The organism is Pseudomonas fluorescens Q2-87, assembly GCF_000281895.1.
Lineage (GTDB): Bacteria > Pseudomonadota > Gammaproteobacteria > Pseudomonadales > Pseudomonadaceae > Aquipseudomonas > Aquipseudomonas fluorescens_S.
On record NZ_CM001558.1, the window covers coordinates 1,320,423 to 1,340,944 of the forward strand.

20 protein-coding genes are annotated in these 20,522 nt (G+C 61.6%); 8 read left to right on the plus strand and 12 right to left on the minus strand.

Features of this window, described 5'->3' with window-relative positions; genetic code table 11:
• Positions 1-99 precede the first annotated feature (99 nt).
• Genes PFLQ2_RS21695 through PFLQ2_RS27575 form a run of 3 tightly spaced genes read left to right on the plus strand, consistent with a single transcriptional unit; the run spans position 100 to position 1,713 of the window.
• Entirely contained in the window at positions 100-768 is a 669-nt protein-coding gene (locus PFLQ2_RS21695) for a class I SAM-dependent methyltransferase (protein ID WP_003178759.1), read from the plus strand.
• Positions 769-772: 4 nt separating this feature from the next.
• Positions 773-1,483: a lipopolysaccharide kinase InaA family protein gene (locus PFLQ2_RS21690; RefSeq protein ID WP_003178761.1), complete on the plus strand. Its 711-nt coding sequence runs from the start codon at positions 773-775 to the stop codon at positions 1,481-1,483.
• A gap of 2 nt (positions 1,484-1,485) precedes the next feature.
• Positions 1,486-1,713: a hypothetical protein gene (locus PFLQ2_RS27575; RefSeq protein ID WP_033045933.1), complete on the plus strand. Its 228-nt coding sequence runs from the start codon at positions 1,486-1,488 to the stop codon at positions 1,711-1,713.
• Positions 1,714-1,806: 93 nt separating this feature from the next.
• Here PFLQ2_RS27575 and PFLQ2_RS21685 read toward each other — a convergent pair whose 3' ends face one another.
• The 11 genes from PFLQ2_RS21685 to PFLQ2_RS21635 form a co-directional block, all read right to left on the minus strand.
• Positions 1,807-4,833, minus strand: a complete 3,027-nt coding sequence (locus PFLQ2_RS21685; RefSeq protein ID WP_003178765.1) for a multidrug efflux RND transporter permease subunit — start codon at positions 4,831-4,833, stop codon at positions 1,807-1,809.
• Between the two features lie 13 nt (positions 4,834-4,846).
• Positions 4,847-5,995: an efflux RND transporter periplasmic adaptor subunit gene (locus tag PFLQ2_RS21680; protein ID WP_003178766.1), complete on the minus strand. Its 1,149-nt coding sequence runs from the start codon at positions 5,993-5,995 to the stop codon at positions 4,847-4,849.
• 133 nt (positions 5,996-6,128) lie between these two features.
• Positions 6,129-7,226, minus strand: a complete 1,098-nt coding sequence (locus PFLQ2_RS21675) for a DUF1513 domain-containing protein (RefSeq protein ID WP_003178767.1) — start codon at positions 7,224-7,226, stop codon at positions 6,129-6,131.
• A 2-nt stretch (positions 7,227-7,228) separates the two neighbouring features.
• Entirely contained in the window at positions 7,229-8,293 is a 1,065-nt protein-coding gene (locus PFLQ2_RS21670; protein WP_003178768.1) for an imelysin family protein, read from the minus strand.
• 29 nt (positions 8,294-8,322) lie between these two features.
• Positions 8,323-9,750: a di-heme oxidoredictase family protein gene (locus tag PFLQ2_RS21665; RefSeq protein ID WP_003178769.1), complete on the minus strand. Its 1,428-nt coding sequence runs from the start codon at positions 9,748-9,750 to the stop codon at positions 8,323-8,325.
• 282 nt (positions 9,751-10,032) lie between these two features.
• Positions 10,033-11,373, minus strand: a complete 1,341-nt coding sequence (locus PFLQ2_RS21660) for a sensor histidine kinase (protein ID WP_003178770.1) — start codon at positions 11,371-11,373, stop codon at positions 10,033-10,035.
• A gap of 66 nt (positions 11,374-11,439) precedes the next feature.
• Positions 11,440-11,877 (minus strand): Spy/CpxP family protein refolding chaperone, encoded by a 438-nt coding sequence (locus PFLQ2_RS21655; RefSeq protein WP_003178771.1) that lies wholly within the window; start codon positions 11,875-11,877, stop codon positions 11,440-11,442.
• A 276-nt stretch (positions 11,878-12,153) separates the two neighbouring features.
• A complete protein-coding gene (locus PFLQ2_RS21650; RefSeq protein ID WP_003178772.1) occupies positions 12,154-12,831 on the minus strand; it encodes a response regulator transcription factor in 678 nt (225 codons plus the stop codon).
• A gap of 7 nt (positions 12,832-12,838) precedes the next feature.
• On the minus strand, positions 12,839-13,249 hold the full coding sequence (locus PFLQ2_RS21645; RefSeq protein ID WP_003178773.1) for a hypothetical protein: 411 nt from the start codon (positions 13,247-13,249) through the stop codon (positions 12,839-12,841).
• Between the two features lie 107 nt (positions 13,250-13,356).
• Positions 13,357-13,656 (minus strand): YciI family protein, encoded by a 300-nt coding sequence (locus tag PFLQ2_RS21640; protein WP_003178774.1) that lies wholly within the window; start codon positions 13,654-13,656, stop codon positions 13,357-13,359.
• 1 nt (position 13,657) lies between these two features.
• Positions 13,658-14,254, minus strand: a complete 597-nt coding sequence (locus PFLQ2_RS21635) for a septation protein A (RefSeq protein WP_003178775.1) — start codon at positions 14,252-14,254, stop codon at positions 13,658-13,660.
• Between the two features lie 87 nt (positions 14,255-14,341).
• Between PFLQ2_RS21635 and PFLQ2_RS21630 the strand changes: the two genes are divergently transcribed.
• From PFLQ2_RS21630 to rluB, 5 genes are all read left to right on the plus strand, one after another.
• A complete protein-coding gene (locus PFLQ2_RS21630) occupies positions 14,342-15,205 on the plus strand; it encodes a PHP domain-containing protein (RefSeq protein WP_003178776.1) in 864 nt (287 codons plus the stop codon).
• 13 nt (positions 15,206-15,218) lie between these two features.
• Positions 15,219-15,848, plus strand: coding sequence for an L-threonylcarbamoyladenylate synthase (locus tag PFLQ2_RS21625; protein ID WP_003178777.1), 630 nt, complete (start codon positions 15,219-15,221; stop codon positions 15,846-15,848).
• Between the two features lie 132 nt (positions 15,849-15,980).
• Positions 15,981-16,679, plus strand: a complete 699-nt coding sequence (locus tag PFLQ2_RS21620; protein WP_165826070.1) for a segregation and condensation protein A — start codon at positions 15,981-15,983, stop codon at positions 16,677-16,679.
• 11 nt (positions 16,680-16,690) lie between these two features.
• Positions 16,691-17,674 (plus strand): SMC-Scp complex subunit ScpB, encoded by a 984-nt coding sequence (gene scpB, locus PFLQ2_RS21615; RefSeq protein WP_003178779.1) that lies wholly within the window; start codon positions 16,691-16,693, stop codon positions 17,672-17,674.
• 306 nt (positions 17,675-17,980) lie between these two features.
• On the plus strand, positions 17,981-19,216 hold the full coding sequence (gene rluB, locus PFLQ2_RS21610; RefSeq protein ID WP_003178780.1) for a 23S rRNA pseudouridine(2605) synthase RluB: 1,236 nt from the start codon (positions 17,981-17,983) through the stop codon (positions 19,214-19,216).
• 277 nt (positions 19,217-19,493) lie between these two features.
• Here the strand turns inward: rluB and PFLQ2_RS21605 are convergent, their stop codons facing one another.
• Positions 19,494-20,459 carry a hypothetical protein gene (locus tag PFLQ2_RS21605; RefSeq protein ID WP_003178781.1) on the minus strand — a complete coding sequence of 322 codons (966 nt, stop codon included), beginning with the start codon at positions 20,457-20,459 and terminating at the stop codon, positions 19,494-19,496.
• Positions 20,460-20,522 lie beyond the last annotated feature (63 nt).

The window sequence follows — 20,522 nt, forward strand, 5'->3', positions numbered from 1 at the left end:
AACCTTGTAACTATTGCACCCATCCGATGACATTTTTTTCACAAAGAGATGACATGGGGATTCATAAGGTTGAGCTGATCAGTTATGGAGCTCTTCCCCATGTCCAAACCCATCAAGCTCGATTTTTCTGAAAAGTACGACGAGCAACATGCCCGTAAATATTTTCAAAAGCATCGTAGCGGTCTGAGTCGTCGCCTTTCCAACCTTCGTGATCAACAACTGGCCCGGCACGCACTGGCGCTCGCCGGTGACCCGGGGCTGGTATTGGATTTGCCCTGTGGCGCGGGGCGTTTCTGGCCCTTATTGGCCGAAAAGCCGAATCGCGTCATCATTGGCGCGGACAATTCCGAGGCCATGCTCAAGACTGCTTTGGAGGCTCAACCGGCGGATGTCGTAAAACGGGTACAACCCTTGCACACTTCTGCGTTCGACATTGCGTTACCTGATAATGCCGTCGACAGCATTTTTTGCATGCGCCTGTTGCATCACATCGGTCAAGCCGAGCACCGCCTGGCGATCCTCAAGGAGTTCGGGCGCGTGAGTCGTGACAGTGTGATTGTTTCGTTATGGGTCGATGGTAATTTCAAGGCCTGGAAACGCAAGCGTCAGGAACGCACTCGTGGGCAGAAAGACTACCAGAATCGATTTGTGTTACCGGTTGCTACAGTAGAAGAAGAGTTTCGGCAGGCCGGGTTTCGCATTCAGGAACGACTGGACTTTCTACCGCTCTATGCCATGTGGCGAGTTTATGTATTACGCAAGAGGTAATGGCATGGGTATACAAGCAGCAGAGACATCAACGACCCCCCTCGATGACTTCGAGCATTTCTGGAGCCAGCAGGGGGAGTGGGTGGAAGAACCCAACGTGCGTCGCGGCGGTGAAAGCGGTGTGCAACGGATCAGGAGCAAGGACGGCAAGCTGCTTTATGCCAAGCGTCAGACCGGACATATTTATCGCAGTTGGTTGCACCCATTCGGTCGACCGACGGTGCTGCGCGAGCAGGATGCACTGCTGGCGTTGACCCGGCTCGATGTGCGTGTTCCCCAGCTGATTTTCTGTGGCGCCCAGCGGGACCCGGTTCATAAGTGGCGAGCGCTGCTGGTGACCAAGGCGCTCGACGGCTTTGAAGAAATCGAACACTGGTATGCCGCAGGTGGGCGCGAGCGTCACGGTGAAGCGGTGCATGATCAAATGCTCCAGGCACTGGCTGAAAGCCTGGCTCGCATGCACAAGGGCCGTTGGCAGCATGGCTGCATCTACATCAAGCACGTTTTTGTGCGTGTGACGGGAGAAGGCGAGGCGGCCAAACCCGAGGTGGCCTTGCTTGATTTCGAGAAGTGTCGCCAGCGCCTGACCGCTCAGCGAGCGGCTTCCCACGACATGAAGCAACTGCGGCGCCATTCGTCGTTCAGCGATGCCGACTGGAAAAAACTCGTCTACTTTTATGAGGCGGCGTTTGGCAGCGCTATCAAAGGTTTATAGCCATGAAACTAGAAATTGCTAGAGGTGTGTTTTTAGTGGGAGCCCTGGCAGTTGCATCGATGGCGGTGGCTGTCTGGGAGCAGCCACGCGCGCAGATCCTTAGTGTGTCCAATGCTGATGCGCACTGTCCTTTGCCACGCGTGGCGAAGGCCAGTGAGGCGATCCGGCCGGACAACGATCTGCTGCTGTTCATGTTCAGTCTTTCCCAGGGGATGAAGCCGCAGAGTTGAGCATCATGGAACCAGGATAAAAGGCCTCGCTTGTGCGAGGCTTTTTTTTGGATTTTTCCCACTTGCCACAAGTCTCCAGCAGGACCCGATGCCTCAGGGTTTGTCCGGCTTGGCCAGCAAGGTGTAGACGCAGGGCAGCACGAACAGCGTAAATAACGTACCGATCGACATGCCCGTGGCGATCACCGTGCCGATGTCGAAGCGGCTCACCGCGCCGGCACCTGTGGCGAGGATCAACGGCACCATGCCAAACACCATGGCTGCGGTGGTCATCAACACCGGCCGCAGACGAATCGACGCTGCCAGTTCCACGGCTTCGCGCGGCGTCAGGCCCTGTTCCTTGCGCAACTGGTTGGCGAACTCGACGATCAGGATCCCATGCTTGCTGATCAGGCCGATCAGCGTCACCAGGCCCACCTGGGTATAGATGTTCATGCTCGACCAGCCGAGGAACAGCGGAATCAATGCGCCGCAAATGGACAGCGGTACCGTCACCAGAATCACCAGCGGGTCGCGGAAGCTCTCGAACTGGGCGGCCAGTACCAGGAAGATGATTGCCAGGGCCAGGGCAAAGGTGACCCACAGCGCGCTGCCCTCCTGTACGAACTGCCGCGAAGCCCCGGCGTAATCGAAGGCGAAGCCCACCGGAGCCTCCTCCCGGGCGATCTGGCGGACCGTCTCGATGGCTTCACCCATGCTCACGATGGGAAAGCCTGAGATCGTCACCGCGTTGAGCTGCTGGAACTGATTCAGTTGTCGCGGTCGCGCCCGGTCGCTGACCTTGATCAGGGTCGACAGCGGCAAGGACTCGCCCTTGGCATTTTTTACGTAGTAGTTGTTCAACCGGTCCGGATTGTCCCGAAATGATCGCTCGACCTGGGCAATGACCTTGTAGCTACGCCCCTCGATGGTGAAACGATTGATTTCCGCCTCACCTAGCAGGGTCGCCAGTGTGCCGCCCAGGTCCTGCATCGAAACGCCCATCTGGGCCGCCTTGGCGCGATCAATATCGACCACGACCTCGGGTTTGTCGAACGCAAGGTCGATATCCATGAAGGCGAATTTGCCCGATTCCAAGGCGCGTTTCTTCACGCGTTCGGCGATCTCCAGCAGCGTGGCGTAATCCTTCGGCGAATTGATGACGAAGGCGAATGGCAGGCCTTCGCCGGTGCCGGGCAATGAGGGCAGGTTGAACCCGAAGATTTGCAAGCCAGGAATAGTCTCCAGCTTGGCCTGGACCTCTGGCAGGATTTCCATCTGGGTGCGGCTGCGTTCGTTCCAGGGCTTGAGCAGGAAGCCGCCGATGCCGGACTGCACACCGTTGTAGCCGTTGATCTGGAACGAGGAATAGTATTCGGGGAATTCCTTGAAGATGGTGAGGAAGTGGTCGGTGTAGGCGTTCAGGTAGTCGAGGTTGGTCGTCTTCGGGGCGTTGGCCATCATGAAGATGATGCCCTGGTCTTCGTCGGGCGCCAGTTCGGACTTGGTGAACATGATCAGCACCGGAATCAGCAGCAGTATGATCCCGGCAAACACCAGCACCACCGGCCGGGAATTGAGTGTGCCGTGAAGCAGGCGCTGGTAGCGGTTCTTCAAGCGTTCGAAAATCACGTCCAGCCGATGGGCCAGCCCAGACGGGTTTTCGTCATGGCGCAACAGCATCGCGCACATCATCGGCGAGAGGGTCAGGGCGACGATTCCGGAAATCACTACCGCCCCCGCCAGGGTCAAGGCGAACTCCTTGAACAAGGCCCCCGTCAGGCCTTGCAGCAGGCCGATCGGCGCGTACACCGCCGCCAGCGTGATGGTCATCGAGACCACCGGCATGGCGATTTCCCGGGCGCCTTCGATTGCGGCGTCAAAGGGCGTCTTGCCCTCCTCGATGTGCCGATGGATGTTCTCCACCACGACGATGGCGTCGTCCACCACCAGGCCAATGGCAAGCACCATGGCCAGCAGCGTCAGCAGGTTCATCGAGTAGCCCATCAACTGCATGAAGAACATCACGCCGATCATCGACAGAGGGATGGTCACCACGGGGATCAGCACTGAACGCAAGGCGCCGAGGAACAGGAACACCACGACGATGACGATCAGCACCGCCTCGAACAGGGTTTTCACCACCTCGTCGATGGATGCCTGGATGAACAGGGTGGCGTCGTAGGCGATCTCGGCCTTGAGATTGGTCGGCAACTGGGCCTCCATCTCCGGCATGATCTTGCGCACTTCCTTGATGACATCGAGCGGGTTCGCGCCGGGCGTGGCCTTGATCCCGATGTACACCGAGGGCGTGCCACCGAAGGAGCTGATGGTGTCGTAATTCTCGGCGCCCATTTCCACGCGAGCCACGTCCCGCAGCAGTACGCGGCTGTCCCCGTCGGTCTTGAGCGGGATCGCGGCGAAGGCCTCGGCCGACTTGAGTTCGGTGTTGGCGTTGATGCTGGTGACGACGTACTCGCCCTTGACTTCACCGGCAGCGGAAAGGAAGTTGTGCTGGCGCACGGCGTTGGTCACGTCGGCGGCGGTCAGGCCAAAACCGGCGAGCTTGACCGGGTCCAGCCACAGGCGCATGGCAAAGACCTGGTTGCCAAGGATCTCTGCCTCAGCCATGCCAGGCAGCGTCGCGAGCTTGGGCTGGATAACCCGTGACAGGTAATCGGTAATCTGCGGGTTGTTCAGTTCCTTGCTGAAGAAACTGATGTACATCAGCGCCGAGGCATCGGCCGCCTCGCGACTGAGGACCGGGTCCTCGGCGTCCTGGGGCAACTGGTTCTTGACCTCGTTGGCCTTGGCCAGCAGTTCGGTAAAGAGTCGGTCGCTGTTGGAGCCGATGCGGGCGTAGACCGAGATCACCGAGAAGTTCTGCCGGCTGACCGACGTCATGTAGTCGATGCCCTCGGCACTGGCCAGGCTCTGTTGCATCGGTTGGGTGATGTAGCCCTGGATGGTTTCGGCGTTTGCCCCGGGGTAGGCGGTGGTCACCGTGATCAGGGCGTTCTCCATTTGTGGATACTGCCGCAGCGGCAGCTTGCTCCAGGCCTGGAAGCCCAGCAGCACGATCAACAGGCTGACCACGGTAGCGAGCACCGGACGGCGGATGAACGGATCGGTAAAAGCCATGGGGGTTCCTTGATCAGTCCGCGCGTGGCGGGCTGTTCTGTTCGGTCAGGGTCTTGTCATCGCTGATCGCGATGTGCGTACCGTTGTCGAGCTTGATCTGGCCGGCAATCACGACTTGTTCGCCGCTCTGTACGCCTTTGGCCACCAGCACCTGGCCGTCACGGCGTTCACCGGTCTCGACGAAGCGGCGCTCGGCAATCAGCACCGGCTGGCCCTTGTCATCCTTCTCGACATTGCCGTCCGCGGCTTTCTTCTGCGTGACCACGTACATGGAATTGCCGTAGAGGGTGTACGTCACGGCGCTTTCCGGCACGACGATTCCGGCCGCAATGTCCGGCAGAATCACCTGCAGATCCGCGAACATGCCAGGCAGCAGCTTGCCGTCGGGGTTGGCCAGGGTGGCGCGCACCAGCACGTTGCGGGTGCTGTCCTCGACCTTGGGGTTGATTGCGCTGATGGCGCCGACGAAGTTCTGCCCGGGATAGGCCGAGACGCTGACGTTGACCGGCTGGGCAACCGCGAGCCGGGGCACCATCTGCTCGGGTACGTAGAAGTCCACATAGAGGCTGCTGAGGTCCTGCAGGGTGGCAATGACCGTGCCGCTGGCCAGGTAGTCGCCGACGTCCACCTGGCGAATGCCGATGGTGCCGCTGAATGGCGCAAGAATGTGTTTTTTGGCCAGCGAGGCCTTGAGTTGGTTGACCGTGGCCTGGTTCTTTTTCAACTGTGCCGAGAGTCGGTCGAATTCGCCCTTGGAGATCGCCTGGCTGCCCACCAGTTGCCGGCCGCGACCGAAATCCAGCTGGGAGAGGCCCAGGTCGGCCTCGGCGGTTTCCAGCAGGGCGCTTTCCACCTCGCTGTCGAGTTGCAGCAGCGGCTGGCCGGACTTGACCTTCTGCCCGGACTGGAACTGTACCTTCTGCACGGTCCCGGCAATTTCCAGGCTCAGGTCGACGCCTTGCAGGGCCTTGAGGCTGCCAACCGTGGGCAGGCGGGCCTGCCAGGGTTGCTCGGTGGCCTTGGCCACGGCAACGTTGACCGGCGGCTTGGGCACGGAAAACATCTGGATTTGCTGATAAACGGAAAAGGCCTTGTAGCCGGCCAATAACAGCACCACCAGCAGGACAACACCCAACATGATCAGCATGCGGCGTCGCAGCATGTTCCACTTCCTTGGAAATAAACTGAGAGAAAAGACAGGCAGGCGGGCACATTACTCTGACTACGCCAGCCATTCCAAATGATGTTTGCCGCTAATGTGTAAGAACTTTTCTTTAACGTTTCCCGTCCTCTCGTCAGGCCAAATGCAAATGGTTGTCCCAGAGCCCCGCCGGCAGATCCAGCGGTTTTGCCACCAGGTTCGATTGCCGGCAGTCATAGTAGCGGCAGCGTCCCTGGCCCGAGGTCACGACGAAGCCGTCGGCCACGGCGCCCACGCCGGCGCAGTCCGGCAGCGGCGCATCCAGGCGTACCGCGCCGCTGTCCAGGTCCCAGATGAAGAACCGGTTGCCCCGTGGGGCGGTCAGGGCGACCAGGCGCAGGTCGCTGTGCACGGCGACGCTGGCGGTGTAGTGCCCCATGGCCTGCAATTGCTCGTCAGCCACCGGAAATGCCTGAAATGGCTGGCCCGGCCGCTTGATCGCCACCAGCTCCGAGGGCTCGTGGGCAGGGCCCATGAACTGCTGGCCGGAAACGATGGTGCCGTCGCTGGCGATGCCCAGGTGACGAACGCTGTTCATCGACTGGCCGAGGGTTTCCTTGCTCAGCAGGGTGCCATCGCGGCGCATCAGCACCAGGCTCGGCTCCATGGCGTCGAGGTTCATTTCGACGCGGCTTTCGGCCTCGGTGCGGATGCCGCCATTGGCCACTACCAGCGTCTCGCCGTCGGGCATCCACGACACCTGGTGAGGGCCGATCCCGTGGGTGGGGATCTCGCCACTGTGGACCAGCCGCTCGCCTTCGAATCGGTAGACGCCCAGCAAGCCGCGACCCGGATCCGTGGTGTCGTTCTCGGTGGCATACAGCCATTCGCCGCTGTTGTGGATTACCGCGTGGCCGTAGAAATGCCGGTTCGGCAACGAGGTGATGGTTTGCAGCAGTGTGCCGTCGCGCAGATCGATCAGGTAGCTCTCGGTGCCCGGGCGACGGGCGACGAACAGCGCGATCGGGTGCGCCGGATGATTGATGATGTCATGGCAGCGCTGGCCAACCTGGGTGGCGAACACCCGGCTACCGTCCAGTCGATAGCCCACGGCATAATGCTTGCCATCGTCATCGTCCCGTGCCGAAAGCAATAGCGGACTCTTGTCCTTTTGCTTGAACAGCGTCCAGCCGCCAAGGGTAACGGCGCCGAGCAGCAAGCTGCCCAGTGCCAGGGCCTGACGTCGTAGCATGATCAGTCACCGTCGTTGGCATTGAAGCCCAGTTGAATGCCCAGCGCCTTGGCCAGTTCGCCTTCGTGCAGGCGATGGACGACGTTGAGGCTGTCGTACAAATCGTTGAGTTGCTGGCGCCCGGCATCGTCGTTGAGCATCTCGGTCAGCGAACGCTGGCTGCTGGCGAATAACTTCAACGACGCATCGTAGGCGGCATCGATCTTGTCGGCCAGAGGCTTCTGCTCGCTGGACAACAAGCCGCGCAAGCCTTTGTTATCCACGCCTGCCCACACGGTCCTGGCCGCGCTCAGGCTGGCTTCCAGGCCTTGCAGTGATGATTGGCTGCGCCAGGCATCGGCCTGGAACGGTTGGGGCACGCCCTTGCTCTGGCGGCCCATCGGTGTGCCGAGTTTCTTCTTCAGCGTGTCCAGGGCGGTGACCTGGACACGCAGCAGATCGGCGATGGCTTCGTGGGAATCGGCGTAGCGCTGGTTAGGAAACTTGCTCATCTGGGCGAGCATGCCGTCGTTGGTATTCCAGCGCGACAGGATCTCTTCGGCCAGTTGCTTCTGGCGCTCACCGATGGCGGTCAGCAGCGGACAGTATTTGGCTTTCTGCGCGTTGTCGGCCATGTCGATCTTGGCATCGAACAGCAGGTATTCGTAGGCCGAAAGACCTTGGACCACGACGCTGGACTTGGCCAGGCCGGCGGCGTCGATCTGCGGCTCGCTGTTGACCAGTTGCTCGACCTGGCGGCCCACCAGGTTTTTCTTGTCCGGCCAGAACTGCACCTGCCAGGCGCGGTTGCCCTCGGCCAGCGGCCCGATCAGCAATGGTTGCAGCTCAGCCCAGGCTTTTTGCGCCTTGAGAAAGTCGGCGCGGGCGGCCTCCAGGTTTTCCTTGCCTTGGCAGAACGCCAGGGCGCTGCTCGCCAGTTGCCGGTCGGCGTCGACCCAGCGGCTGTAGGTCGGCAGGATCACTTGCTTGGCGATGGCCGCCGAGGTGACCGCTTGCGGATCCTGGGGCGAGCAGGCGCCGAGGGCGATGGCGGCGAGGCTGGTGAACAACAGCTTGGGACGGAACATGTCGGGCTCCCGTGTTTCGGAAAGTGCGTTTAAAGGGAATTCAAAAAAGCCAGCAACGCGGTGCGCTGCTCGGCATCGAACGCTAATACTTGTCGTTGCGCCGCCTGCGCCTCGCCACCATGCCACAGCACGGCTTCGAGCAGATTGCGGGCGCGTCCGTCGTGCAGGAACTGGGTGTGGCCATTGACGGTTTCGGTCAGGCCGATGCCCCACAAGGGCGGTGTTCGCCAGTCACGGCCGCCGGCCTTGAATTCGCTGCGGTTGTCGGCCAGGCCTTCGCCCATGTCGTGCAACAGCAGGTCGGTGTAGGGGCGTATGACCTGGTTCGCCAGCTCCGGCTCGGCAGCGTTGGCGGACGTGGTGTATTTCGGCGTGTGGCAGGACTGGCAACCGGCCTGGAAAAACAGATTCTTGCCCGCCAGCACTTGGGGCGAACCCACCTCACGACGGGCCGGCACGGCGAGGTTGCGGCTGTAGAACAGCACCAGTCGCAGGATGTTGTCGCTGACTTCCGGCTCGCCGTCCGGGCCGTTGCCGCTGGGGGCGCGCTTGCAGTCGAGCTGGGTCTGGGTGCAGTCGTCGAAGGGCCGCAGGCTCGTCGTCAGGCCCATGTCACCGGAGAATGCATGGACGTTCTGCTGGTTGAGGTTCGGCTGTCCGGCCTTCCAGCCGAAACGCCCCAGCACGGTTTTTTGCAGGACATCGTCCCAGACCTGGTTGGGACGACCGGCTATGCCTTTGTTCTCCCGCGCCTGGGCCTCGGCGTTCGCCAGGATGGCTTCGTCGGGAATGGCCTCCAGCAATCCCAGGCCGATCATCGGCGGTGCGACGCGGGCGGAAAACCGCGTGTCGGGGTGCATCGGGCCATAGGCCAGCTGGCTGATCTGCAGGTTTGGCTTGCGCAGTTCCACAACGGTGCCGTCGGTGAAACTGACCGGGACGGGGCTGTAATCGACCCGTACCTTGCCTTCCGGAGCGACGCCGGGTACGGACATGTCTTGCAACTGCCCGCCATAGACCGGTTCTGGCACCACGCCCAATTGTTCGATGACCTTGGCGTAAGGCGCTGCGTCAGGAATCGACAGGCGCACCAGCATCGATACTGCCGTGGCCGCGTCTGGCGCGGGAGGATGGCCGCGGCCGTCCTTGATGTGGCAGTTCTGGCAGGCGTTGGTATTGAACAACGGGCCGAGACCATCGCGGGCGGTGGTGGTCGAAGGGGCGATCACCCAGGGGCTGCGGAAAAAGCTGTTGCCGACGCTGAAATCCACCCGCCGCGAAGGCGGCAGGTTGGCCGAAGGCAGGGAAAAGGCATTCTGATCCGTCTTGCGTACCGTCGCGGCGCCACCGGACCGGGCTTCCCCGGGCTCGGCCTGGGTAAAGCGCGGGGCATCATCGCAGGCACTCAGGCCCAAGGCCATGAACAGTGCACATAGACGAAGAGGCAACGACGGCATCGGGCATCCTGGAAGAGGAGTGAAACGGGGCGCAAAGTCTAACAGGGCGGCGCAGTTTGAATAAGAGGAATTATCGTTTGGTTTGAGGGGCTCTTGCTATTGGGTTGGCAACACTGCTCGCTTAGGCTTGCTCGATTCCCTGTGGCGCGGGAGCTTGCTCCCGCTCGGTTGCGCAGCAGCCGCGAAAATCCTGGGGCCGCTTCGCAGCCCAGCGGGAGCAAGCTCCCTCGCCACAGGGGGCAGTGTTGCCTTGGGCTAAACAGTTAACTGTTCATTTGCGGGCTACGGTTGGACAACAGCCCCCGGCACCAACGGCAGCTCCAGCGTCGCGATGAACCCACCTCCCGGATGGTTGCCCAACACCAGCGCACCGCCATGGCGCTCGGCGGCGCGACGAGCGATTGCCAGGCCCAGGCCATGACCGGCAGCGGTCTGGCCGGGCGCGCGGTAGAAGGGTTCGCCCAACTGCCCCAGGTGTTCGGCTTCCACCCCCGGCCCGTGGTCGCGCACGCTGATCAGGATCCGTTCGCCCTGGCGCACCGCGTGCATTTCGATCGAACGCCCGGCGGGATTGAAGCGCTGGGCGTTGCGCAACAGGTTGTCCACCGCCCGTTCGATCATCGTCGGCCAACCCTTGAGGGTCAGGTTTGGCTCCGCGTCCAACTGCACGTTTTGGTCGGGTGAGGCCAGTTGCGCATCTTTCTGCAGGGTGACCAGCAAGCTGTTAAGTTCCACCTCTTCCGCGCTGGCGTTATCGGCATCGACCCGGGCCAGGACGAGAATTTCGCTGATCAGCGCTTCCAGGCGATCACATTCGCGGGTCAGGCGCGGCCAGAGCTTTTCGCGTTCCTCGGGGCCGGCCCGTTCAGCCAGTGCCAGGGCGATGCGCAGCCGGGCCAGGGGTGAGCGCAATTCGTGGGACACGTCGCGCAATAGCTGACGTTGGCTGGCGATCAGGCTTTGCAGGCGTGCGCCCATGCGGTTGAAGTCGGTGGCCAGTACGCCGAACTCATCCCGACGGTTGGCCAGCTTGGCGAGGCTGTTCTGTTGGTAAGTGGCCTGGCCCAGGTCATGCACCGCACCGCGCAGGCGGCTCAGCGGACGGGTGATGGACAGGGTCACCAGCAGGCTGAACAAGGTCAGCACCACCAGCGCGATGCCCAAGGCACTGAGGGGCCAGAGCAGGCTTTCGCGGTGCCAGGCGTCCAGTTCCGGATGGGGAATGCGGTAGATGAACAGGTAAGTGTCGCCGGTCTTGGCGCTGGTGAATTCATCGGTCAGGCGTCGCCAGGGCAGGCGTCGGTCGTCGTTGTTCTGCCGCGCCTCGAAAGCGGCGGCACGACGGGGAAAAGTGCCGCGCACCACCGGGTCGCCGCTTTCGTTGAGCACCTGGACGTCGATGTGATACTGGCGCTTGCGCTGCTGCAGGATCTCCTGCGCGGCGTCTTCGCCCTGGCTTTCGTAGGTTTGCGTCCACTCTTCGGGCAGAGTGTTGAGGCCCGGGTGGCGACTGAGGATCCAGGCGTCCTGGTTCAGCATGTGGCCCATGAGAATCGAAAGCCCCGCGACCAGGGCGATGGCCAGCCAGAAACTGGCCAGGATGCGCCAGAACAATGAACGCACGTTGAGTCCTCGAAAACAAAGAAAGCCCAACGGCGATTCGCCGTTGGGCTGGGTACCTTCAGCGCATTATTGCGCTTTTTGCGGCTGCTGCGCTTTCCAGGCCTTGAATTCGGCCCATTCGGCGCGACGCTCGGCCTGCTTCTTCTGGATCGCGTCGAACTCTTTCTGCTGTTCAGGCTTGAGCAGCCCGCGGATCTGGGCATCGACTTTCTGATGCCGGGCTTCCATTTCGTCTTTCATGGCTTTCTGGTCGGCTGGCGACAGTTTGGCCAGGTACTTCTCTACCAGTTCGCGGCGCTCGTGACGCTGTTCGCCCATGATCTTGCGGATCTGTTGGCGTTGTTCGCGGCTCAGGTCCAGTTCGCTGAAGGGGCCTTTGTCGTGCATCATCCCGCCGTGACGTGGGCCGTCCATCGGACCCATCGGGCCGGGACCTTCAGGCATGGCCATGGCGACGGTAGGCAGGGCGGTAGCGAACATCAGAGCGATAAGGGTCTTGCGCATGGTGTTTCTCCTTGTCTCGTTCCCGGTCAGTTCCGGATGTGTGCAGGTTACGGAGATCAAGGTCAGCGGCGGTCAGGGGGGCGTAAAGCTTGGGTAAAGACGGTTTGGTGCGGGGCTTACAAAACCAATAAGCCTGCACAACGATTGTGCTGAATATAAGGTAACCGGGTGGCGAGGGAGCTTGCTCCCGCTGGGCTGCGAAGCGGCCCCAAGATTTTGCGGTCGCTGCGCAACCCAGCGGGAGCAAGCTCCCTCGCCACAGGGGATCGGTGGGGCCTAGAGACTGTAGTAATAGCCACGACTGCGCAGCGCCACGATGCGCGGCCGGCCGTCGGGGTGGGGGCCGATTTTCTTGCGCAGGTTGCTCACGTGCATGTCGAGGCTGCGGTCATAGAGGGTGAGCTTGCGCCCGAGGGCGATCTGCGCCAGTTCCTGCTTGTCCAGCGGTTCGCCCGGCTGCTTGAGCAACGCTTCGAGCAGGCGGCTTTCGGAAACGGTGAGGGTCTGTTCCTGCTCGTCGATGCTGACCACGCCACGTACCGGGCTGAAGGTCAGGTCCCCCAGTTCGATCTGGCTGGACACTGCCGCCGGATGGCTGCGCCGCAGCACGGCGCGCAAGCGGGCAGTCAGTTCGCGAGGGTCGCAGGGCTTAGCCAGGTAATCATCGGCCCCCAGTTCCAGGCCAAGGATCCGGTCCAGGGGTTCGCCCCGCGCCGAGAGCATCAGTACCGGCAGTTCCGGGTGGTCGTTGCGCAACTGCTTGAGCAGTTCCAGGCCACTGCCGTCCGGCAGCATCACGTCCAGTACTACCGCTGCCGGAGCGGTTTCGGCCAGGGCCTTGCGGGCACTTTGGCCGTCGTGGCAGGCCCGGACCTGAAACCCTTCCTGGCTCAACCAACTCACGAGGAGCTCACACAGCTCCTGGTCATCATCAATCAGTAACAGCTCGCTCATGACTCACTCAATTTAGCCATTGCCGACGTTGTCTACGTCCACCGCTGGCAAAGATACCGCAGAGCAGGGCCAATAGCGCTACCCCGGCGCCAATGACGAACCATTGTTGTTGATCGGTCAACAGGCGCGGCAATGGGCTCGCCAAGGCTTCCTTGAGTTGCAGCTTCAGACGCTGGTTTTCCTGGCGCAACCGGGCCAGCAACGCACTTTCGCGTTCGCTGTCGGCGCTTTGCAGTTGTTTACTCAGTTCTTCGCGCTGGCGTTCGCTGTCTTTCAAGCGTTGCTGCAGTTCGGCGATCTGGCCGCCGGCACTCAGGGACAAGGGGGTCGAATGGTTGCCCTCGGTGCTGTCCTCGCCATGGGCGGGGGCTCCGATCGCCAACGTGACCAATAACAGGCACAACGGACCTTTGCGCATTGCAACTCCTGAATTCCAATCGAGATTAGACAGGTTGTCGGCAGGCAAATGGGAAAGATGAACAACTGGGCGCAATGAGCCGCGAAGGCTCATCGCGCCAGGGGGATTTACGGCATGACTTGCTTGAAGGGCTTGACCACGACATTGGCATAGACGCCTGCGGCCACGAACGGATCGGCCTCGGCCCAGGCTTGCGCGGCAGCCAGGGAGTCGAATTCGACTACCATCAGGCTGCCACTGAAACCCGCGGCGCCCGGGTCATTGCTGTCGATCGCCGGGTGCGGGCCCGCCAGCACGACGCGGCCTTCGGCCTGAAGTTTTTGCAGGCGCTCCAGATGAGCGGGACGAGCGGCCTGGCGTTTTTCCAGGGAGTCGGCGACGTCGGTGGCAATGATTGCGTAGAGCATGTCAGTCCTCGGTTTTTGGCGTGGTGGGGTCGGCATCGTGCAGATGACGGGACAGGTAAATGCCCTGGCCAATCAGGAACAACAGCGTCATGCCCAGGCTGCCGAAGACTTTGAAGTCGACCCAGTACTGCTGGAACGTGAACGCGACGAACAGGTTGGCGGCGCCGCAAAACAGGAAAAACGCGATCCAGGCGATGTTAAGCCGGGTCCAGATCACGTCTGGCAGGCTCAGGGCATGGCCCATGATGCGCTTGATCAGCAGGCGGTCACCGACGAAATGGCTACCGATGAAGGCCAGGGCGAACAGCCAGTTGACCACCGGGGCTTTCCATTTAAGGAAGGTTTCGCTGTGGAACGCCAGGGTCAGGCTGCCGAAGACAAGGCAGGCGATCAGCGTCAGCCACTGACTTTTCTCCAGCTTGCGCTGGGACACGAACAACGCGCCATAGACCACCAGGGAGCTGATGATCAGCACGGCGGTGGCGCTGTAGATACCGCCTACAGTCAAGGAGTGACCGGCGATGTCGACGGTCCGGGGATCAAGTTTGTAGACGACGAAAAACAGCAGCAGCGGGATGAAGTCGATGAATTGTTTCACAGTGGCAGCCAGAAGCAGGATGTGGCGGCATAATAACAAACATCCTTGGCCGCGATAGGGCCAGCTGATTTGAGGTAACAAACTCTCGTGAATGTTGATTTGCACTGCCATAGCACGGCCTCCGATGGCGCCCTGGCGCCTGCGGTTCTGGTGGCGCGGGCGTTCGAGCACGGCGTGCGAGTCCTGGCCCTGACCGACCATGACACCCTCGAAGGCCTCGACGAGGCCCGCGGCGCTGCCACCGCGCTGGGCATGCAACTGGTCAATGGGGTCGAATTGTCCTGCACCTGGGGTGGGGCGACCATTCACGTGCTGGGCTACGGTTTCGATGTGAATGCACCGGCACTGGTTCAGGCCATCGCCCAATTGCGCGACGGCCGTTGGCTACGCTCCGAGGAGATCAGCCGCAAGCTCGCCCTCAAGGGCATGCCCGGTGCGCTGGAGGGCGCCCGGCAGATCCAGCAGGAACTGGGCGACAGCGGCAACGCCCCGGCCCGCCCACACTTTGCCGACTGGATGGTGCGCGAAGGGTTCGTGAAGGATCGCGCCGAAGCGTTTCGCAAATGGCTGGGGGCCGGCAAGCTGGGGGACGTCAAGCAGCATTGGCCGACGCTGGAAGAAACCGTTGAAACCCTGCGGGCGGCTGGCGCCTGGGTCAGCCTCGCGCATCCGTGGCACTATGATTTCACCCGTAGCAAGCGCCGCCGCCTGATCGCCGACTATATTCAAGCGGGGGGGCACGCTATTGAGGTGGTCAATGGCCATCAGCCGGCCGAGCAGGTCGGCAGCCTGGCGATCCTGGCCCGTGAGTTCGGTCTGCTGGTGACCGCCGGCAGTGATTTCCATGGCCCTGGGGGCTGGTCCGAGATTGGCGAATACCGCCCGTTGCCGGAAGATCTGCCACCGCTTTGGTGTAGATTCAAACATGATCCCGTTACCGCCGCCGTCTGAACAGGTAGAACACGTGAGTCAATTTTTCCAGATTCATCCGGAAAACCCGCAAGCGCGCCTGATCAAACAGGCCGTGGAAATCATCCGCAGCGGCGGTGTGGTGGTCTATCCCACCGATTCCGCGTACGCCATTGGTTGCCAGATCGGTGACAAGAACGCCGTTGAGCGAGTCAGACGCCTGCGTCAGTTGGATGACAAGCACAACTTCGCATTGATCTGCAGCGATCTCTCGCAGTTGGGCCTGTTCGCGAAGATCGACACCGGCACCTTCCGCCTGCTCAAGGCCCACTTGCCGGGGCCGTACACCTTTATTCTCAATGCCACGCGAGAAGTGCCGCGACTATTACTGCACCCGAAGAAGCGCACCATCGGGCTGCGGGTACCGAGCCATCCCATCGCCCTGGCGCTGTTGGCAGAGCTGGGTGAACCATTGATGAGCGTGACACTGATCATGCCCGGCGAGACTGAGCCGATGACTGATCCCTACGAGATTCGCCAGTTGCTGGAGCATCAAGTCGACCTGATCATCGACGGCGGTTTCGGTGGCATGAAGGCGTCCACCGTGATCAACCTGGCCGACGGCGAGCCGCAAGTGGTCCGCGTTGGCTGCGGCGACCCCGCGCCGTTCATGGCCGAGGCCTGAATGTCGGTTGTGGAAACCGCCGTGGACAGCGCAGACAGCCAGGCTGGCGCGCAACAAGAGCTGCCGTTCGCCATGGTCTATGGCCAGGCGGTCATGGAAATGCCCCTGGACCTTTACATCCCACCGGATGCGCTGGAGGTATTCCTTGAAGCCTTCGAAGGGCCGCTCGACCTGCTGCTGTACCTGATCCGCAAACAGAACATCAACATCCTCGACATTCCGGTGGCGGAAATCACTCGCCAGTACATGGGTTACGTCGAGCTGATGCAGTCGGTGCGCCTGGAGCTGGCGGCCGAATACCTGGTGATGGCGGCCATGCTCGCCGAGATCAAGTCACGCATGTTGCTGCCGCGCTCGGCGGAAGTCGAAGCGGAAGAAGACGACCCGCGCGCCGAACTGATCCGCCGCTTGCAGGAATACGAGCGCTTCAAGGTCGCGGCCGAAGGCCTTGATGGCTTGAACCGGGTCGGGCGCGATGTGGTGGTGCCCAAGCTCGATGCGCCCGAAGCGCGGGCGCGCAAATTGCTGCCCGATGTGAGCCTGGAAGAATTGCTGATGTCCATGGCCGAGGTCCTGCGCCGGGGCGACATGTTTGAAAGTCACCAGGTCAGCCGCGAAGCGCTGTCCACCCGCGAGCGCATGAGCGATGTGCTGGAACGGCTCAAAGGCGGCGGTTTCGTGCCCTTCGTCGAGCTGTTCACCGCCGAAGAGGGGCGCTTGGGTGTGGTGGTGACGTTTATGGCGGTCCTGGAACTGGTCAAGGAATCCTTGGTCGAGCTGGTGCAGAATGAGCCGTTCGCAGCGATCCACGTGCGGGCACGAGCCGAATAACGAGCAAATCAATGAATCTGACTGAACCCCGCGAGCTGGCACCCTTGCTTGAAGCTTTCCTGTTGGCTTCCGGAAAACCGCAATCGATGGAACGATTGTTCGAACTCTTCGAAGAGGGCGAGCGGCCTGAGCCGGCCGTGTTCAAGAAAGCCCTGACGCTGTTGGGGAAGTCCTGCGAAGGGCGAGCTTTCGAGCTCAAGGAAGTGGCTTCCGGTTATCGCCTGCAGATCCGCGAAAAATTCGCCCCCTGGGTCGGGCGCCTGTGGGAGGAACGGCCCCAGCGCTATTCCCGCGCCATGCTCGAAACCATGGCATTGATCGCTTATCGCCAGCCGATCACCCGCGGTGAGATCGAGGACGTGCGCGGCGTGGCGGTCAACAGTCATATCGTCAAGACGCTGCTGGAGCGTGAGTGGATTCGCGTCGTCGGTTATCGCGACGTGCCGGGTAAACCGGCAATGTTCGCCACCACCAAGGCCTTCCTCGACCACTTCAACCTGAAGAATCTCGATGACCTGCCGCCCCTGGCCGAGCTGCGGGAGCTGGAGCCCGAGCCGATGCTGGAGTTCGACGACGCCCCGGTGCCCCAAGGCCTCCAGGAACTGGCCGACGCCAGCGCCGAGCCCGAGGAACCCAAGGAAGAAACCAGTTTCCACTCGTTGTTGCTGGAGTTGGACACCATGGAGGAGGGCTTGAAGACCGATTTCGACGACCTGCTGCGCGAGGGGCCTGAGGGGGAGACGGATGAGTTGCCGGAGCCTGAAAGCAAGGTGGAACCTGAGCCAGAGCCAGAGCCAGAGCCAGAGCCAGAGCCAGAGCCAGAGCCAGAGCCCGAACCGGAAGAAGATATCCTCGGCGTGGCCGAAGCCCGGGAAAAACTGCTGGCCGCCGTCGCCGCCCTCCAGCCGCCGGAACCCGAACTGAGCGACGAAGAAGCCGAGGCTCGTGCATTGGCTGAAGCGATCGAAAACGAACGGCGCCAGTTCGACGATTGAGTTGACTGATACACCGTCATTCCCCTGTGGGAGCGGGCTTGCTCGCGAAGGCGGTGGGTCGGCCAGCATCTATTAACCTGACACGCCCTCTTCGCGAGCAAGCCCGCTCCCACATGAGTAATGTGGTACAGCAGGGCACCACCGGTCGGCGGAAAAAGCGCTGGGCCAGCATCCATCAGCTAGTCTCTGATGCGCAAACGCCTCAACGGGCGTATGATTCGCGACCCTTTGGCGATCCCTTCGCCACAGACCTGTTTCCAAAGCGTCAGGCCAAGCCTGACCCGACCACACCGGGAGGTGCCCAGAATGAAAGACCTAGACCAGAACGACAGCCAGGAAATCGGCCCAGCAGGCGAGAAACTGCAAAAAGTCCTCGCCCGGATCGGCGTCGGTTCGCGCCGCGACGTGGAAGCCTGGATCACCCAGGGCCGCATCAAGGTCAACGGTAAAGATGCCACCTTGGGCCTGCGTGTCGACATGCACGACGCCATCACCATCGATGGCAAGGTGATCAAGCGCGAAGAGGCCGCCGAAACGGTGCGCCGCGTGATCATGTACAACAAGCCCGACGGCGAGATCTGCACCCGCGACGACCCGGAAGGCCGTCCGACCGTGTTCGACAAGATGCCGCGTCCTAAAGAAGGCCGCTGGATCAATATCGGTCGCCTGGACATCAACACCACCGGCTTGCTGATGTTCACCACCGACGGTGAACTGGCCAACCGCCTGATGCACCCGTCCTACGAAATGGACCGCGAATACGCCGTGCGTGTACGTGGCGAAGTCGATGACGAGATGATCGAGCGGCTGAAGGCTGGCGTGGTCCTGGAAGACGGCCCGGCGCGTTTCACCGACATCAAGCAGGCGCCGGGCGGTGAAGGCTTCAACCATTGGTACCACTGCGTGGTGATGGAAGGTCGTAACCGTGAAGTGCGTCGCCTGTGGGAATCCCAGGGGCTGGTGGTCAGCCGTCTGAAGCGCGTGCGTTTCGGTCCGGTGTTCCTCAACTCCGATTTGCCGATGGGCCGCTGGCGCGAAATGAGCCAGTACGAAGTCGACATCCTGGCGGCTGAAGTAGGCCTCAAGCCGGTGGCGATGCCGCAGATGACCGCCAAGAGCAAGGACAAGCTGGAGCGGATGCAGCGTAAATCCTCGCGTCCGATGGGCAAGACCGAGCGGGTACGTACGCTGCGTCCTGCCGCTGAAGGCGTTGCGACCGGCCCGCGTCCTTCCCGCGAGCCACAGATCGAAGGCGAGCGCCCGGCCCGCAAGCCTGCGCCACGCCAGGACGGCGAGCGCGGTCCACGCACGCCACGCCCAGCCAACGGTCGCACCGAACGCGGTGAGGGCCGTGGTGCTCCTGCTGGCCGTGGTACGCCAGTTGCCGATCGTCCGGCCGACACCAAGCGTCCGGCCAAGCCGGCGCCGAAGAAACGCCCAGGTATCGTGTTGGCCGATCGCGACGCGCCATCGGGCAAACGCCGCGGCGCGCCGGCAGGCTCCGGACAGCGTCCTGGGTTTGGGCGTCGCAAGCCTGAGTAAGGCAGCTGTGGGCTTCTAGCTGCAAGCTGCAAGAAAAAAACGCCAATCTTCGGGTTGGCGTTTTTTTTTTGCCCTGGCTTTATTGATTGGGTGCCGGTGCGTCCGCTATCGCGAGCAAGCTCGCTCCCACAGTGGGGCGCAGTTGCTCGCAAATCTTCCATTCACCGAAGATCAATTGTGGGAGCGAGCTTGCTCGCGAAGAGGCCAGCAGCCTCACCACCATCCAGAGACTGCCCGCTCTTCCTTGTCGCTCGAAGCTCGCCGCTTGCAACTGCCCCTAAAGCACAAACCGCCCATCGAACATCGGTTGGTTATCCAGCGCCAGCACACCGCTTTCGAAAATCAGATCCAGGTGATGGCTGCCCTTGGCCCCGCCACCGAGCCCGAGGTGCAGGCCGCAATGGCGCTCCTCGAAACCGGCATTGCGGGCGTACAGGCTCTTGACCCCTTCGTTGGTGCCGATGCCCAGCTCCTCGATGCGTCGATTGGACGGATTGGCGTCCAGGTATTTGTTGAAGTCGTGTTCCAGGCCTGGCACGTCCGTGGCGATTTTCTGGATGGTCGAATCTTCGATCCACAATTCCAGGGGCGATTGCAGCACGCCGTATTTGCGCGCGAACGGAATAGTGCTGAGGAAGGTGCCGACAAATTTCACCCGGCCATTGATGGTGTCGCTGTGGGTGGCGATTTCCCCGGGGGCCAGGTCGTAATTGCCAACACCGTTGATATCGGTCCATTTCTTGACGCTGTTCAGAGCCGTGTCGAAATACGAGCCGTGGTCATCCTCGAAACTCAAGGTAGTCGCTTGGGACATGCGCCGGATCAGATGGCTGTTGAGCCCGGCGATACGCTGGGGAATGACGCTGAAGGTGTCGTAGAAATAATCGCCGTAGTCCTTGAACAGCAGCGATTTCTTCCAGTTGTCGGCCATGACGCCTTGCAGCGCACGGACAAAGTCCGGGCCGTCCGGGCGTGGGTTGGGCAGAGTGGATGAGTCGTAGAAGAAAATGTACAGATCGCTGTCGGCAATCGCCTTGGACAGGCGCTCGGTGGATTCAATATCCAGGCGCATCGCGCTGAACCGGAAGGGCGAGCCGCTGCCAGCCTGTTCGGCGATGGCGCCGGCCAACGCTTCGTAGTCTGCCGTATGGCCGAGCAGCACCTTGGCGGGCTGGATGCCGGCCAGGGCGGGGTGGTGTTCGAGGTAGTAAAGGAAATGTGAGATGGCTCGTTGTGTGTCCATGCTTATTCTTCCCTGACGATTGATTTGACGTCCCTGCAAAAGTGGCGGAGCCGACCGGCCGGA

Bases quoted from the DNA above. Each gene is read 5' to 3' on its own strand.
- PFLQ2_RS21695 (WP_003178759.1), top strand. From the start codon at position 100: ATGTCCAAACCCATCAAGCTCGATTTTTCTGAAAAGTACGACGAGCAA.
- PFLQ2_RS21690 (WP_003178761.1), top strand. From the start codon at position 773: ATGGGTATACAAGCAGCAGAGACATCAACGACCCCCCTCGATGACTTC.
- PFLQ2_RS27575 (WP_033045933.1), top strand. From the start codon at position 1,486: ATGAAACTAGAAATTGCTAGAGGTGTGTTTTTAGTGGGAGCCCTGGCA.
- PFLQ2_RS21685 (WP_003178765.1), bottom strand. From the start codon at position 4,833: ATGGCTTTTACCGATCCGTTCATCCGCCGTCCGGTGCTCGCTACCGTG.
- PFLQ2_RS21680 (WP_003178766.1), bottom strand. From the start codon at position 5,995: ATGCTGCGACGCCGCATGCTGATCATGTTGGGTGTTGTCCTGCTGGTG.
- PFLQ2_RS21675 (WP_003178767.1), bottom strand. From the start codon at position 7,226: ATGCTACGACGTCAGGCCCTGGCACTGGGCAGCTTGCTGCTCGGCGCC.
- PFLQ2_RS21670 (WP_003178768.1), bottom strand. From the start codon at position 8,293: ATGTTCCGTCCCAAGCTGTTGTTCACCAGCCTCGCCGCCATCGCCCTC.
- PFLQ2_RS21665 (WP_003178769.1), bottom strand. From the start codon at position 9,750: ATGCCGTCGTTGCCTCTTCGTCTATGTGCACTGTTCATGGCCTTGGGC.
- PFLQ2_RS21655 (WP_003178771.1), bottom strand. From the start codon at position 11,877: ATGCGCAAGACCCTTATCGCTCTGATGTTCGCTACCGCCCTGCCTACC.
- PFLQ2_RS21650 (WP_003178772.1), bottom strand. From the start codon at position 12,831: ATGAGCGAGCTGTTACTGATTGATGATGACCAGGAGCTGTGTGAGCTC.
- PFLQ2_RS21645 (WP_003178773.1), bottom strand. From the start codon at position 13,249: ATGCGCAAAGGTCCGTTGTGCCTGTTATTGGTCACGTTGGCGATCGGA.
- PFLQ2_RS21640 (WP_003178774.1), bottom strand. From the start codon at position 13,656: ATGCTCTACGCAATCATTGCCACCGACGTCGCCGACTCCCTGGAAAAA.
- scpB (WP_003178779.1), top strand. From the start codon at position 16,691: ATGAATCTGACTGAACCCCGCGAGCTGGCACCCTTGCTTGAAGCTTTC.
- rluB (WP_003178780.1), top strand. From the start codon at position 17,981: ATGAAAGACCTAGACCAGAACGACAGCCAGGAAATCGGCCCAGCAGGC.
- PFLQ2_RS21605 (WP_003178781.1), bottom strand. From the start codon at position 20,459: ATGGACACACAACGAGCCATCTCACATTTCCTTTACTACCTCGAACAC.